Annotated in this window: 12 protein-coding genes; 1 reads left to right on the top strand and 11 read right to left on the bottom strand. The window is 33.4% G+C overall.

All coding sequences use genetic code 11. From position 1 onward, the window contains the following. Window positions 1–118: 118 nt before the first annotated feature. Window positions 119–1819, top strand: a complete 1701-nt coding sequence (locus CD032_RS11810) for an Rqc2 family fibronectin-binding protein (protein ID WP_019467772.1) — start codon at window positions 119–121, stop codon at window positions 1817–1819. 119 nt (window positions 1820–1938) lie between these two features. Here the strand turns inward: CD032_RS11810 and CD032_RS11805 are convergent, their stop codons facing one another. The 11 genes from CD032_RS11805 to CD032_RS11755 form a co-directional block, all read right to left on the bottom strand. After that, a complete protein-coding gene (locus CD032_RS11805) occupies window positions 1939–2346 on the bottom strand; it encodes a VOC family protein (RefSeq protein WP_019467773.1) in 408 nt (135 codons plus the stop codon). A 118-nt stretch (window positions 2347–2464) separates the two neighbouring features. Beyond that, window positions 2465–3319, bottom strand: a complete 855-nt coding sequence (locus tag CD032_RS11800) for a YitT family protein (RefSeq protein ID WP_019467774.1) — start codon at window positions 3317–3319, stop codon at window positions 2465–2467. A 620-nt stretch (window positions 3320–3939) separates the two neighbouring features. After that, entirely contained in the window at window positions 3940–5499 is a 1560-nt protein-coding gene (locus CD032_RS11795) for an MFS transporter (protein ID WP_230621648.1), read from the bottom strand. A 212-nt stretch (window positions 5500–5711) separates the two neighbouring features. Beyond that, window positions 5712–5897, bottom strand: a complete 186-nt coding sequence (locus tag CD032_RS11790) for a hypothetical protein (protein ID WP_019469334.1) — start codon at window positions 5895–5897, stop codon at window positions 5712–5714. 22 nt (window positions 5898–5919) lie between these two features. Continuing rightward, on the bottom strand, window positions 5920–6531 hold the full coding sequence (gene pyrE / locus CD032_RS11785; protein ID WP_019469333.1) for an orotate phosphoribosyltransferase: 612 nt from the start codon (window positions 6529–6531) through the stop codon (window positions 5920–5922). Next, a complete protein-coding gene (gene pyrF, locus CD032_RS11780; RefSeq protein WP_019469332.1) occupies window positions 6524–7228 on the bottom strand; it encodes an orotidine-5'-phosphate decarboxylase in 705 nt (234 codons plus the stop codon). Before pyrF ends, pyrE begins: the two co-directional genes overlap by 8 nt. Before the next feature lie 218 nt (window positions 7229–7446). Next, entirely contained in the window at window positions 7447–10620 is a 3174-nt protein-coding gene (gene carB, locus CD032_RS11775) for a carbamoyl-phosphate synthase large subunit (RefSeq protein ID WP_019469331.1), read from the bottom strand. Further along, a complete protein-coding gene (locus tag CD032_RS11770) occupies window positions 10613–11713 on the bottom strand; it encodes a carbamoyl phosphate synthase small subunit (RefSeq protein ID WP_019469330.1) in 1101 nt (366 codons plus the stop codon). Before CD032_RS11770 ends, carB begins: the two co-directional genes overlap by 8 nt. Then, window positions 11713–12987, bottom strand: a complete 1275-nt coding sequence (gene pyrC / locus CD032_RS11765; protein WP_019469329.1) for a dihydroorotase — start codon at window positions 12985–12987, stop codon at window positions 11713–11715. Before pyrC ends, CD032_RS11770 begins: the two co-directional genes overlap by 1 nt. Then, window positions 12971–13885 carry an aspartate carbamoyltransferase catalytic subunit gene (locus tag CD032_RS11760; protein WP_040030549.1) on the bottom strand — a complete coding sequence of 305 codons (915 nt, stop codon included), beginning with the start codon at window positions 13883–13885 and terminating at the stop codon, window positions 12971–12973. Before CD032_RS11760 ends, pyrC begins: the two co-directional genes overlap by 17 nt. 30 nt (window positions 13886–13915) lie before the next feature. Next, complete coding sequence (locus CD032_RS11755) at window positions 13916–15223, bottom strand: uracil-xanthine permease family protein (protein WP_040030548.1); 1308 nt, start codon at window positions 15221–15223, stop codon at window positions 13916–13918. Window positions 15224–15370 lie beyond the last annotated feature (147 nt).

Raw genomic sequence — 15370 nt, 5'->3', positions numbered from 1 at the left:
TGATACCATAATGAGCGTTTGGTTGTATAGCATACGTTCAAACAATCTTTGCTCATGACCAAATCTTTTCATCATGTTACAATATGATGAATGACTAAAAATAAGGTGGCTGATAGTAATGGCATACGATGGTTTATTTACACGAAAAATGGTAGAATCTTTACAATTTCTCGTTGATGGTAGAATTCATAAAATCAATCAACCTGAAAACGATACAATCATCATGGTAATACGTCAAAATCGTAAAAACCATCAACTTCTACTCTCGATCCATCCTAGTTTTGCTAGAATGCATTTAACAGATAAAAAATACGATAATCCATTTGAACCACCAATGTTTGCAAGAGTATTTCGTAAGCATCTAGAGGGTGGCTTTATTAAAGCTATAAGACAAATTGGAAATGATAGACGTGTAGAAATAGATATACACAGTAAAGATGAAATTGGTGATACCACATACCGTACAGTTATTTTAGAAATAATGGGTAAACACAGTAATTTAATATTAGTAGATGATCAACGCAAAATCATTGAAGGTTTTAAACATTTAACGCCTAATACAAATCAATATCGTACAGTTATGCCTGGGTTTCAATATGAAGTACCTCCTACGCAAAATAAAACAAATCCATATGATATTACAGGTACAGAAGCTTTAAAATTCATTGATTTCAATAGTGGGAAAATCGCTAGACAGCTATTAAATCAATTTGAAGGCTTTAGTCCTTTAATTACGAACGAAATCGTCAATCGCAAACAATTTATGACACCTGAAACGTTACCAGAGGCTTTTGATTCTGTAATGAATGAGACAAAGGAATCGCCTACCCCTGTTTTTCATAAAAATCATGAAACAGGAAAAGAAGATTTCTACTTCATGCATTTAAATCAGTTTTATGATGATATGGTTGAATATGATTCTTTACATGATTTATTAGATAGATATTATGATGCCAGAGGCGAAAGAGAACGCGTTAAACAACGTGCAAATGATTTAGTTAAATTTGTACAGCAACAGTTGCATAAATATCAAAATAAATTAAGTAAATTAATCGATGAACAAGAAGGTACTAAAGATAAAGAAGAACAGCAATTATTTGGTGAATTAATCACTGCCAATATTTATAGAATTAAACAAGGCGATGAGTATCTGACGACTACTAATTATTATGATGGTAATGAAGTAACCATTCCTTTAGATATCACAAAATCACCAGCAACCAATGCCCAAATGTATTATAAAAAATATAATAAATTAAAAACACGTGCACATGAATTAACACGTCAAATTGATTTAACTAAAGAAAACATCACATATTTTGAAAATATAGAACAACAACTTACACATATATCCGTAGAGGATATTGATGACATTAGAGAAGAACTTGCCGAACAAGGTTATATGAAGCAACGCAAACAAAAAAATAAGAAAAAGAAACCTACTATTCAATTACAGGAATATGTCTCAACTGACGGAGATACGATGCTTGTAGGAAAGAATAATAAGCAAAATGATTATTTAACAAATAAAAAGGCAAGCAAACAGCATCTCTGGTTTCATACAAAAGACATTCCTGGTTCTCATGTGGTGATCTTAAATGATACACCTAGTGAAAATACCATCAAAGAGGCGGCTATGCTAGCTGGTTATTTTTCAAAAGCTGGTAATTCTGGACAAATACCAGTAGATTACACTGAAATTAAACATGTTCATAAACCTTCTGGCGCAAAACCAGGGTTTGTAACATATGATCATCAAAAAACGCTCTATGCTACACCTGATTACGATCATATTCAAAAAATGAAAGTGACATCATAAATGTCAAATACTTTAAAGTTGTAGTAACCACGTCTCTATAAATTAAAAACAAGGCTAAGATTATGAGTAATCAGTACACACAACATGTGCACGATGCTTAATCTTAGCCTTTTTAATATTTATTTTTTTTCTGGTAACGCGAGTTGAAAATTAACACCAAATCTATCTACAATCCATGTAAATTCTCTAAATGGTGGCATTTCAGTTTTAGGCATTAAAATTGCCCCACCACTTTTTAATTTACTAAATAATCTTTCCATTTCTAACGGACTGTCTACTGTCACATATAATGACATTGCTGGATTCATGTCCACATCGACACCATTCATATTATCAATCGCCATAAAAACTTGATCTTTCAAGCGAAAGATAGCATGTTGCACTGCACCGGTAGGTTCTTCATCATTTTCTTCATATTTAACCATCGTTAATATTTCTGCATCTTCAAATGCTTCTACATACAGATTGATTGCTTCCTCTGCTTGCCCATTAAACATAAGAAATGTCGTTATTTTTGGAATTGCCATTGAATTGCCTCCTTAAAACATCTTAAATATAGAATAAAACAAATTCTTAAAAAAATCGAACGAATAAAATTAGCAATTGACAAATAACCTGAAACATAGTACTTATAATAATCTATAATTAAGATAAATTCATAAATCCGTTTCCTAATACATCTCTCACATCATGAATAACTAAAAAGGCATTTTCATCTACCTCATTTACAAGTTTTTTAACTCTGGTCACTTGTGATTGCGGCACTACAACATACAACATACTTGTTTCATGCTTACCGTAACCACCCTTACCTTTTAAAAGTGTCGAGCCTCTACCTGTAAAGCTATTGATTTCATCACTAATTATCTCATTTTTACTTGATATCACAGTAACTGCTTTTTTAGGATGGAATCCTTCTATAATAAATGCAGTCGCACGTTCAGTGATAAATATCATAATTACAGTAAATAAGACATTTTCTAATGGTAAAACAAATAAAAAGGATAAGACAACCAGAGCATCTAAAACAAAAATACCTTGCGATGTTTTGATGTCAAAATATTTATTTAACATCTTAGCAATAACTGATGTGCCCCCTATCACACCCCCAGAAGCAATTACTAATCCTATACCCACGCCTACTAATACCCCTCCAAAAGAAGCATTTATTACAAAATTATCAATACCTGTTTTAAAGTTTTCAGTTAAATCTAAAAAGATAGATATCGCTGTATTGGCAATAAAAGTATATACCGCTGTTCTGGTACTTAAAAAACGCCACCCTACAATAATGACCAATGTATTTATAATTAAAGAGGATATAGCAGGTGAAAAGCCAAAAGCATATTTTAATGCCAATGCCATACCAACTGTACCCCCATCACCTAAATTAGATTCTAATATAAATGAATTAACTGCAATTGCACTCACAAATGCACCAATTAAACAAACAATCACATTTTTAGTATGGTTTTTTAGTAGTTGTTTCACAAATTTCATATCATTTCCCCTTACATTTGATAATATAAAATTAAATAAGGTAAGCTAGAAAAGCGTATTTAAATCATGCACCGTTTTGATTTTACAAATGCGTATTTTCACTCACAATTGAATTAAAAACCAAATTAAATGAAAATATAACATTATTTTTTGTTACATAGTATAATTGCAAATGTAACACAACCTATTCCAATATACCACTTAGTGTAGTTTGCAACATTAATTTCTAAAGCGTGTGTTATTGAAAGCTTTGACGACTTTAAACAATAAAATCACTTTACTTTTGAATATTTATAGTTAAAATAAATACAAATACAATTGGAGGTATTTCATGCTTTATTATGTTATTCCATTACTTATTGCAGCTTTAGTGATACTCATTGGCTTTATCATCATTAAAATTATGATTCGTTAATAAATTTTATACAACAACGTTATCACATTTCTTTTTAATCATTTCAACATCACGAATGATTTCAGTCGTTTTCATATAACAATATTCAACAACACAGAAACGTAGACAATGTAATCTTGTCTACGTTTCTGTGTTGTTGCTTTTGAAATTAACCGAAACTCCTATAAAAAGTCTATACCATTGACTTACTTGTTAAATTTTCACTTTATTTAAATTCTTTTCTAAAAAGTGTAACAAGTAACAAAATGATAAAAGCTGCAATAACTGCAGTTAAAAATATTGGCATATACGCAAGGTGGGTTGCATCTTCAATCCCATTTGTGATTGCATGCCTTAATGTATCATTAGAAATTTCATTTACTTGTCCTAATATTTTAGTAAGATTACCTGAACGATGCTCCATTGTGTTCATTAAAGAAACTGGTATGTCTTTGAGTCCAAAATGTGCTGAATTTATACTGTCTTTAATTTTACTCCCCATTTGGCTATAGCCGAATTGAATAAATGTCGTAAATATTGTCGGTGCAATAGTAATTCCGACTTGTCTGGAAACTGATAATGTTCCAATAACTGTACTATTATTTTTAGCTGAATGTGCTGACTTAGTTGCTAATACAGTCATTGGTGCGCCAATAGTAAAACCAAATCCTAAGCCTGCAATTATTGAAAATACTAAAAATGGCATAGTTGAATAAGTTAAAAATGCTAAACCGCCATAACCAACCATACTAATGATACTTGCAATCACTAATGCAAATATTGGTCCTTTTTTATCTACTATCTTACCACCTATTGATGCGCCTACACCTGAAGCTAATGCCAAGGGCGTCATCCAATATCCACTGTTAGCAGCTTTAACATGTAATACGTTTTCAACAAATGAAGGAATGAAAATAATTGAGCCTATTAACATCCCAGATAAAACGCCCATAATCAATACCACTGAAAAAGCTGGCTTTTTCAGTAAATAAAAAGGTAAGAAAGCATCTATATCAGTTGCTTCATTTTTATATTCCACTAAAATTAAAATACCATAGCCAATAATAGCCAATACAAATAAACCAATCACCGAAAAACTGAGTATACTATTAGCAATATTACCGGTTTGTATATTATTAATCGCAAACATTATTAATAATGTTGAAAATGAAAATACAATGATGGCATATTTATCAATTTTAGTTTTAACTTTTTCTTGTGTTTCTGGCATTTTAATCATCATAAAAATAACAATCATTATTGCCACTGGAACATTGATCAAGAATAACCAATGCCATGTACCACTTACATTAATTAATAAACTTCCAATATTTGGTCCTAATACCGAAGCAATACCATTCATTGCACCTAATCCACCAAGCATACTACCTTGTTTTTCTTTAGTATATGTAGAAATGATATGTGAACTAGCGATTACAAATAAACCGCCACCACCAAATGATTGAATTAAACGTGCAATGATAAAGAACGTATAATTAGGGCTTAATGCAACTAACAATGATCCAAAACCAAATAAAATCACTTCAATAATAAATATTTTTTTACGACCATACATATCAGCAAGTTTACCTGCTATAGGTGTGGTTACAGCCATACCTAATGTATAAATCGTTATTCCCCACGATCCCATTTGTGCTGAAATCTCAAAGGATTGATTTATTGTAGTTAACGCTGCACTAATAATACCGTTATCTAAAGCCGCCATAAACACACCAATGAGTAAAAATAGTGCAACAATATCAAATTTTTTATGTTTCAAATTCATTCATTCCTTTCTTTCTGTCTTAGGGTTTCATATGATATTTATTATTTAAAACCTACTTTGTGAACTAATTATGAACACAAATGTACTTACATATTAAAAAATGCCTAAAAGACCTTTTATCAATATATAAAAGTCTTTTAAGCATTTTCTAATCAATTTAATTACATCATTTTTGCGTTATTTCAAATTTCACAATATATTTGCAAATATAGTTATTTAATATGGCCTTTTTGCTTAAGATTTGATTTAGATTGTTTATAAATATTTGGTTCTGTAGCGTTAAATACCCATTTATTTTCGTCTTCTGAAGTTGATTGTGCTCTATAGTCTTCTGATTTTTTGAGGAATTTATTTAAATGAGCAAAATGATTATAGGCTACATTCGAGTCTTTTGTCATAACATCCCCTCCACTTAACATTTTATGACAAGTTATCTCTCCAATCAACTAATGTAGTAATATCATTTTCAGAAATTTCTCCATTTTCTCTTGCAACTTCAATTAATTCATTATAATTACTTAATGTATAAAAAGGAACTCCAGCTTGTGCAAATTGTTCATCTGCTTTTTTCAAACCATAAGTAAAAATTGCTACTACACCTATGACATTCGCACCAGCAGCTTTCAATGCTTCTACTGCAGTTATTGAAGAACCACCTGTAGATATTAAATCTTCTATAACTACTACCTTTTTACCTTCACTTGATGCACCTTCAATTTGATTCTGTTTACCATGGCTTTTACTTTTTGATCGAACATAGTTCATCGGTAAGTTCATCACTTCTGAGACATAAGCTGCATGCGGAATACCGGCCGTTGCAGTCCCTGATATAACTTCAATATCTTTAAAATGTGATTCAATCAATGCTTGTAGTCCATCTCTAATATGATTACGTACGTCTGGAAAACCTAATGTAACACGATTATCACAATATATTGGTGATTTAATGCCTGAACTCCAAGTAAATGGATCATTGGGAGATAATGATACAGCTTTTATGTCCAACAATGCTTGTGCTATTGATTTAGTCATTTGATTTCAACCAACTTTCTTTAATTTTTTGGTAACTCTTAACCGGAGTTTCACTCTGCGTGATTGGTCGCCCTACAACAATATGTGTAGCACCAAAAATGCTTGCCTTTTCTGGTGTCGTAACACGTTGCTGATCATCGGAGGAAGTATTTTCCGGTCGGATGCCTGGCGTCACTTTCAAGAAATCTTCACCTAATTCTTGTGTTAATAATTTTGCCTCAAGTGGTGAACATACAACGCCATCTAAACCTGATAATTTGGCTAAACGCGCATAATTCAAAACTGCTTCATCCATTGTACTTTGGATATTTTGTTCATCATGTAACATTATTTCAGTAGTTGACGTTAATTGTGTCACTGCAATAATTTTAATATTACTATTATATTTTTTAATGCCTTCTAGGGCTCGTTTCATCATTTCTGAACCACCAGCCGCATGTACATTTACTAAATCGACATCTAATTTACTTAAGCCTTCCATTGCTTTGCCAACAGTGTTAGGAATATCATGTAATTTTAAATCTAAGAATATGCGATGACCACGTTTTTTAATATTAGTGATTAATGACGGACCAGTTTGATAAAAAAGTTCCATCCCGACTTTGACAAATAAGGGTTCATCAAATTGATCTAAAAATTGTTCAACTGCTTCTGCTGAATCAAAATCTAAAGCAATAATAGGTAGGTTATTTTGCATATATATCGCCTCTCATAATATCTTTGTTATTATATTTGCCAAGCGTGTAAAGGCATCATCTGACAGCAATGATATTTTAAAATTTTTTCATTCTGACAACGACAACTAGGAGAAAAATTTATAAAACTGTTTTTCATCCTAGCTATCTACTGTCAATATCATAATTTTACTTAAACATAAACAATTGTTTTCTTTTTCTTGACATTGAAAATTAAACTTTACATATTTTTCATCGTGAAAGTCATGCTTTCTATAACCGAAGTTAATGCTTCCGCTGTATCTAATGAAGTTAGACAAGGTACACCATTTTCTACAGAAGCACGTCTGATTTGAAAACCATCACGTTCAACTTCCTTTCCTTTTGTCATCGTATTAATCACAATTTGCACATCATTCGTTTGGATACGTGATAATAAATCGTCTTCTCCACCAATTTTCCCTACAGTTTCTGCAGTTATATGGTTATTTTCTAATTTTTTAGCAGTACCTTCAGTAGCTAATATTTTATAGCCGACTTCATTTAAACGAGCTGCAATGTTCACAATTTCATCTTTATCTTTATCACTTACTGTCATCAATACCGTGCCATAATCTTTAACTTCCATACCACTTGCTGTCAAACCTTTATATAAAGCCTTTTCCATAGTTAAATCTTTGCCCATTACTTCTCCAGTTGACTTCATTTCAGGTCCTAATGTGATATCTACATTTTTCAATTTATTAAAGCTAAATACCGGTGCTTTGACAAAGACACCTTCACTATATGGCTGAACACCTTCGCTATATCCTAATTCTGTAAGTTGCTCCCCTATAATTGCACGCATGGCCAACTGTGCCATTTGTATATGTGTAATTTTACTTAAGAAAGGAACTGTACGACTCGCACGAGGGTTCACTTCTAAAACATATACACCATCATGTGCAATAACAAATTGGATATTGATTAAACCTACGATATTTAGACCTTTCGCCAAGCGAATTGTATAATCTTCAAGTGTTTTAAGCTCTTCTTGTGTCAAGGTTTGTGGAGGATATACTGCAATCGAATCACCTGAATGAACACCAGCGCGTTCAATATGTTCCATAATCCCAGGTATAATTACCGTTTCACCATCTGAGATAGCATCGACTTCAATTTCTTTACCTGTGAGATATCTATCAACTAATACAGGATGATCCGGACTCGCTTTCACTGCTTGGTTCATATAATTGGTTAACTCTTCATCGTTATACACGATTTCCATAGCACGTCCACCTAATACATATGATGGTCTAACTACTACAGGATATCCTATTGCACGTGCATTTTTGAGCGCTTCTTCAGCTGAAGTTGCTGTTTTACCGTTAGGTTGAGGCACATCAATCGTATGTAATAGCGCCTCAAATTCTTTACGATCTTCTGCACGGTTCAGATCTTCAAGTGATGTACCTAAAATTTTCACACCATACTTTTCAATTTTATCTGCTAAATTAATCGCAGTTTGACCGCCAAACTGAACTACTACACCTTTTGGTTGTTCAATATTTATAATATTCATTACATCTTCTTCTGTTAATGGTTCAAAATATAATTTGTCTGAAATTGAGAAGTCTGTAGATACTGTTTCAGGATTATTATTGACGATAATAGCTTCATAACCAGCTTGCTGAATTGCCCAAACAGCATGCACAGTTGCGTAATCAAATTCTACACCTTGACCGATTCTAATTGGTCCTGAACCTAAAACTAATATTTTCTCTTTTTCAGTGACGATTGACTCATTTTCTTGTTCATATGTGCCATAGTAATATGGAGTAGCAGATTCAAATTCTGCTGCACAAGTATCTACCATTTTATATACTGGTGAAATATTATGTTGTTTTCTTAAGTTATAAACTTCAGATTCTGACATATCAAAACGATGTGCAATAACTCGATCACTAAAACCATAACTCTTAGCAAATTTTAAATAGTCTATATCTCCTTTGTGTTCTTTTAAATCATGTTCTATATCAATGATGTGTAGGAATTTATTTAAGAAGAAATAATCAATCTTAGTCATTTCGTGTATTTCTTCTAATGATGTACCTCGTCTTATAGCTTCTCCTATAAAGAATAAACGTTCATCATCTTGATCTTGTATACGCGTTTTTATATAATCTAAATCATATGTTTCACCATTTGGTAATCCTAAATGATGTACACCATATTCAAGTGAACGAATCGCTTTCAATAAAGACTCTTCATATGTTCGGCCAATCGCCATTACCTCACCAGTTGCTTTCATTTGTGTACCTAGCACACGTTCACCTTTTTCAAACTTATCAAACGGAAAACGTGGAATTTTTGTTATAACATAATCCAACGTAGGTTCAAATGCAGCATAAGACGTTTTAGTTATTGGATTCAGCATTTCATCTAATGATAAGCCTATCGCTATTTTGGCAGCTAATTTTGCAATCGGATAGCCTGTAGCCTTTGAAGCTAAAGCTGATGAACGTGAAACACGTGGATTCACTTCAATAATATAATATTTCATTGAGTGTGGATCTAATGCCAGTTGTACATTACAGCCACCTTCAATGCCCAAAGCACGAATCACTTTTAACGACACATCACGTAACATTTGATATTCAACGTCTGATAAAGTTTGGCTAGGTGCTACTACAATTGAATCCCCTGTATGTATACCGACTGGATCTATATTCTCCATGTTACAAACAACAATGGCATTATCATTTTTATCGCGCATCACTTCATATTCAATCTCTTTAAAACCTGCAATTGATTTTTCTATTAAACATTGCGTTGCAGGGCTGTAATGCAAGCCGTTTGTTACCACTTGTCTGAACTCTTCATCATTATGGCAAATACCACCGCCAGTACCGCCCATAGTGAAAGCAGGTCTCACAATTAATGGGTATCCTACCACTTCTTTAAATTCAAACGCCTGTTCTAAAGTATTTACGATATCACTTTCCGGAACGGGAACATCTAGCTCATTCATTAAGTCTCTGAATAATTCTCTATCTTCCGCTTGTTGAATAGACGCTAGTTTTGTACCAAGTAGTTGTACATTGTTCGCTTCTAATACGCCACTATCATGTAATTGAATCGCCATATTAAGCCCTGTTTGACCACCTAAGGTTGGTAGTAAAGCATCAGGTTGTTCTTTACGAATAATACGTGCAATAAAATCATGCGTTAAGGGTTCAATATAGACTTTGTCAGCAATTTCATTATCCGTCATGATTGTCGCTGGATTTGAATTTACTAATATAACACGATAACCTTCTTCTCGTAATGCTAAGCAAGCTTGTGTTCCGGCATAATCAAACTCTGCAGCTTGACCTATAATAATCGGTCCAGATCCTATTACTAAAATCGTTTTAATATCGTTACGTTTAGGCATTTGTCAAAAGCTCCTTTTCTTTAAAGTCATGCATCATTTTAATAAATTCATCAAACAAATAATTTGAATCTGTCGGGCCAGGATTGGCTTCAGGATGATATTGTACTGAAAATGCAGGTAATGATTTGTGTCTTAATCCTTCAACTGTACCATCATTAATCGCAACATGTGTGATTTCTAATGGTGTATTAACTAATGAATCTTTATCAATTGCATAACCATGATTTTGGCTTGTTAATGCTATTTTCCCAGTTTTTAAATCTTTCACAGGATGATTTGCACCTCTATGTCCAAATTTCATTTTAAATGATGTAGCTCCTTGTGAAAGCGCAAATAATTGATGTCCTAAGCAAATGCCAAAGAAAGGAATTTTTCCTAAAATGCCATTAATCATATTAATTGCAACTTTGACTTCTTCTGGATCACCAGGGCCATTTGATAACATCACACCGTCTGGTGACATTCTAATAATTTCTTCTGCTGTGGAATCATAAGGTACAACTGTAACGTTACAACCACGTAAATTAAGTTCTCTCACAATATTTTGTTTTTTACCAAAATCTACTAATACAACACTTAAATCATAGCCAGTTGACACATATGGTGTCTTCGTAGACACTGTTTTCACTTCATCTCTAGGTAATTCAATTACCTTCAACTCTTCTAACAATTGTGGAATATCTGCCTTATTATCTGTAAAAGCTGCTTTTAAAACGCCATAGTTTCTAATTTTCCGAGTAATACTACGTGTATCCACGCCAGAAATACCTGGTATATCATAGTCTTTTAACACTTCGTGGAATGTTTTTTGCATGCGAAAATGGCTCGGATAAGTGCTCGCTTCTTTAACAACAACACCACTCAATGTTGGTATCAGTGATTCAAAATCATCTCGATTAATTCCGTAGTTTCCTATTAATGGATAAGTAAATGTAATAATTTGTCCAGTGTATGATGGATCTGATATCGTTTCTTGATATCCTGTCATAGCAGTATTAAATACTATTTCACCTTTCGTCAAATGATCTGAACCTAATGGATAACCTTCATAATATGTTCCATCTTCTAAAACTAAATAGCGTTTTTGCAACATTACTTTTCCTCCTTAAATTTAACTTCACCTTCTACCAATGTTAATACTGGAGTACCGTATACTTTTTCACCTATAAATGGTGTATTGGTTCCTTTAGATGCAAAATCTTCTGCCCTAATCTCTTGCTCTTCTTCTAGATTAATGGCAGTAAGGTCAGCCAAACCACCTTCTTCTAATTTTCCATAAGGTAAATCAAATATTTGAGATGGTTTGATTGTTAAATAATCAACCAATTGTTGTAATGACCAATCTCCATTTTTTACAAAGTGCGTATACAATAATGGAAATGCTGTTTCACTGCCAACGATGCCAAAAGGTGCTTTTGTCATTGGTTGTGCTTTTTCTTCTTTCGCATGTGGTGCATGGTCTGTAGCAATGCAATCTATTGTCCCATCCAACAATCCTTCGATTAGCGCAGCTCGATCTTCTTTACTTCTTAAAGGAGGATTCATTTTATAGATTGCATCATCGCCAGGCACATCCTCTTCAGTTAATAATAAATGATGTGGTGTCACTTCTGCTGTTACATGAATACCTGCTTTTTTAGCATCTCTTATAGCTCTTACACTTTCTTTTGTAGATACATGACACACATGGTAATGTGCTCCTGCTGCTTCAGCTAATAGAACATCTCTCGCAATTTGAACCGCTTCACAAATATTAGGTATGCCCGGTATACCTAAAGTTTTACTACGTTCCCCTTCATGCATAGCACCGCCATATATCAAACTATTATCTTCACAATGCGCAACAACTGCTTTATTTACTTTTGCTGCTTGCTGCATAGCTTCATACATCATATTTGCTTGTTGTACACCTACGCCATCATCAGTAAAGGCAAATGTACCTAATTTTGCTAAAGCTTCGAAATCTACGTGTTCATTACCTGCTTGTCTAACTGTGATTGCACTATATGGCAAAACTCTAACTTGTGCATTTTCTTCGATTAATTTGTTTAAACGCTCTAAATTTTCAACAGAGTCAGGTACAGGTCGCGTGTTTGGCATTGGACAAACTGTCGTAAAACCTCCTCTTGCAGCTGCTTGAGTCCCTGTTGCAATTGTTTCTTTATGTTCACCACCCGGTTCTCTTAAGTGTACATGTACATCAACTAAACCTGGAGCAACAAAATCCCCTTTTAAATCAATGATTTCAACATCGTCATCAACCTCTATATCTGACGCAATTTTTTTTATATTTTTACCCTCTATTAAGATAGAAGTGGTTTTAAGTTCACCATTTTCTAAGATTTTCGCATTAGTTAGCAATTTCATTTATTTCTGCCTCCTTTGTTTGTAATATATACTCAATGACAGCCATACGTGTATACATGCCATTTTCCATCTGTTTAAAGATGCGTGATTTTTCTGCTTCCACTAAACAATCATCAATTTCAACACCACGATTGACAGGTGCTGGATGCATAACAATTGCTGATGATTTCAATCGATTATAACGTTCTTTCGTCAAACCAAAGTTTTCGTGATAATTTTGATTTTCAAAATTTGATGTTTCTTCATCTCCATGTCTTTCGTGCTGTACTCTAAGTAACATGACAATATCTATATCATCTATCACTTTATCTATATCAACATAGGGTGCTGCTAAAGTGTCATCTCTCCATGCTTCAGGACTTGAGAACATAACGTTTGCACCGAGTGCTGTTAAACTTTGGAAGTTACTTCTCGCTACACGAGAGTTTTTTATGTCTCCGCATATTAAAATATTTAAATCTTTAAATGTGTCGTACTCTTCATATATTGTCATAAGGTCTAATAAACTTTGTGTTGGATGCTGTCCACTTCCATCACCTGCATTGATAATCGGTAACTTCAGTGAATTTAAATCATTATAGTATGTTGTATCTGAATGTCTAATTACTAAAACATCTGCACCTACTTGTTCTAATGTTTTACACGTATCGTATAAGCTCTCACCTTTTTGAACTGAAGAAGTGCTCGTCTCAAAATCAATCAATTTTAACCCTAATTTTTGCTCTGCCACTAAAAAACTACTTTTCGTACGTGTAGAATTTTCGAAAAATAAATTTGCTACAAATTTGTCTTCATAATTATGTGGTTTAAACGATCCGTTTTTAATACCGCTAGCAATTTCGATTAGTTCATAAATCTCATTTGTAGTTAGATGTTCCATTGATAGTAAATTATCCATTTTTCAGCCTCCTAATAATGAAATACGCATTTATTTATTTGTTTCAATCTCTTGCGGTAAAATTAAGTTTAGTAGAATACCTGCGAGTGCTGCTAATGCCATACCTTCAATTTCTAAATTAATACCTATCCCGTTTAAGTTGAAGACGAGGTTGCCTATACCTATTACTAATATGACTGATGCAATGACAAGATTTCGATTACTTGCAAAATCAACCTCACTTTCTACAAGCATTCTCAGACCACTTGCTGCAATAATTCCGAAAAGTAATATCGATACACCTCCCATAACAGGTGTTGGTATAGATGAAACTAATGCTGTGAATTTGCCTACAAACCCTAATATTATAGCTATGACTGCAGCACCGCCAATCACATATATACTATAAATTTTCGTGATAGCTAATACGCCGATGTTTTCTCCGTAAGTTGTACTTGGAGGACCACCTATAATACTTGCAAACATTGTTGACACACCGTCACCAATAATGGATTTATCTAATCCTGGATCTTTAAAGAAATTTCGTCCCACGATTTTGTTAATCACCATTTGATGTCCAATATGCTCACTTACCGTAACAAAAACGATTGGTATTAAAACGAGAACCAAACCTAAATGAAATGATGGCGTGTAATCTTTAAACGGTAGATACACCTCTGGAAACTGCAGCCATTTTGCTTCGGCTACAGGTTTAAAGTTAACAAGTCCCATGAAAATTGAAACAATGTAACCCGTGATAATGCCTATTAAGACAGGTATAAGAGACAAGAAACCTTTAAAATATCCTTGAACGATAATCGTTACAAGTAATGTAATCATTGCTACTACTAAATAACTTAAGTTATAACCTTTCATATCTCCTGAATTTTCAAACATTGCCATGTTAACCGCAGTAGGTGCTAGACTCAAACCAATCACCATAATGACAGGTCCGACAACAACAGGAGGGAGTAAGTGCATAAGCCACCCTGTTCCGCTTAATCTAATAGCTAATCCAATGAGCACATACATTACACCGCTCATAAACAATGCCACTAACATGTCACCTAAACCATGTGAATTCAATCCAGTTATGATTGGTGTGATAAATGCGAAACTTGAACCTAAATATGCAGGTATTTTCGCTTTTGTAATTAGTATATACAATAATGTCCCTATGCCTGATGCTAGTAAGGCAGATGATATGGGTAATCCAGTTAAAAAAGGTACGAGAACAGTCGATCCAAACATTGCAAATAAATGTTGGGTGCTTAAAAATGCCAATTGTCCTAATTTAGGTTTATCTTGTACATCTAATACTGGTTTAGCTGTCCGTTCAAACATTGTTTCATTTTCCATGACTTTCCGCTTCCTCTCATTAAAAAAGTCTCTTTACATTGTTTTCATGTAAAGAGACTTAAAAAGTATCAATCTTCAAATCAAAATTTAGCTCATTCAAACAACATTACTGCTCAAAGCGTTAGGATTGTTATTTGAATACTTAGT

Origin of the sequence: Staphylococcus cohnii subsp. cohnii, assembly GCF_002902365.1 — a bacterium.
Lineage (GTDB): Bacteria > Bacillota > Bacilli > Staphylococcales > Staphylococcaceae > Staphylococcus > Staphylococcus cohnii.
The sequence above is the reverse complement of the archived record's forward strand: the minus strand, read 5'-3'. Positions and strand labels throughout refer to the sequence as shown.

Bases quoted from the DNA above. Each gene is read 5' to 3' on its own strand.
- carB (WP_019469331.1), bottom strand. From the start codon at position 10,620: ATGCCTAAACGTAACGATATTAAAACGATTTTAGTAATAGGATCTGGA.
- CD032_RS11790 (WP_019469334.1), bottom strand. From the start codon at position 5,897: ATGACAAAAGACTCGAATGTAGCCTATAATCATTTTGCTCATTTAAAT.
- CD032_RS11800 (WP_019467774.1), bottom strand. From the start codon at position 3,319: ATGAAATTTGTGAAACAACTACTAAAAAACCATACTAAAAATGTGATT.
- pyrF (WP_019469332.1), bottom strand. From the start codon at position 7,228: ATGCAAAATAACCTACCTATTATTGCTTTAGATTTTGATTCAGCAGAA.
- CD032_RS11755 (WP_040030548.1), bottom strand. From the start codon at position 15,223: ATGGAAAATGAAACAATGTTTGAACGGACAGCTAAACCAGTATTAGAT.
- CD032_RS11795 (WP_230621648.1), bottom strand. From the start codon at position 5,499: ATGAATTTGAAACATAAAAAATTTGATATTGTTGCACTATTTTTACTC.
- pyrC (WP_019469329.1), bottom strand. From the start codon at position 12,987: ATGAAATTGCTAACTAATGCGAAAATCTTAGAAAATGGTGAACTTAAA.
- CD032_RS11810 (WP_019467772.1), top strand. From the start codon at position 119: ATGGCATACGATGGTTTATTTACACGAAAAATGGTAGAATCTTTACAA.
- CD032_RS11805 (WP_019467773.1), bottom strand. From the start codon at position 2,346: ATGGCAATTCCAAAAATAACGACATTTCTTATGTTTAATGGGCAAGCA.
- CD032_RS11770 (WP_019469330.1), bottom strand. From the start codon at position 11,713: ATGTTGCAAAAACGCTATTTAGTTTTAGAAGATGGAACATATTATGAA.
- pyrE (WP_019469333.1), bottom strand. From the start codon at position 6,531: ATGACTAAATCAATAGCACAAGCATTGTTGGACATAAAAGCTGTATCA.
- CD032_RS11760 (WP_040030549.1), bottom strand. From the start codon at position 13,885: ATGGATAATTTACTATCAATGGAACATCTAACTACAAATGAGATTTAT.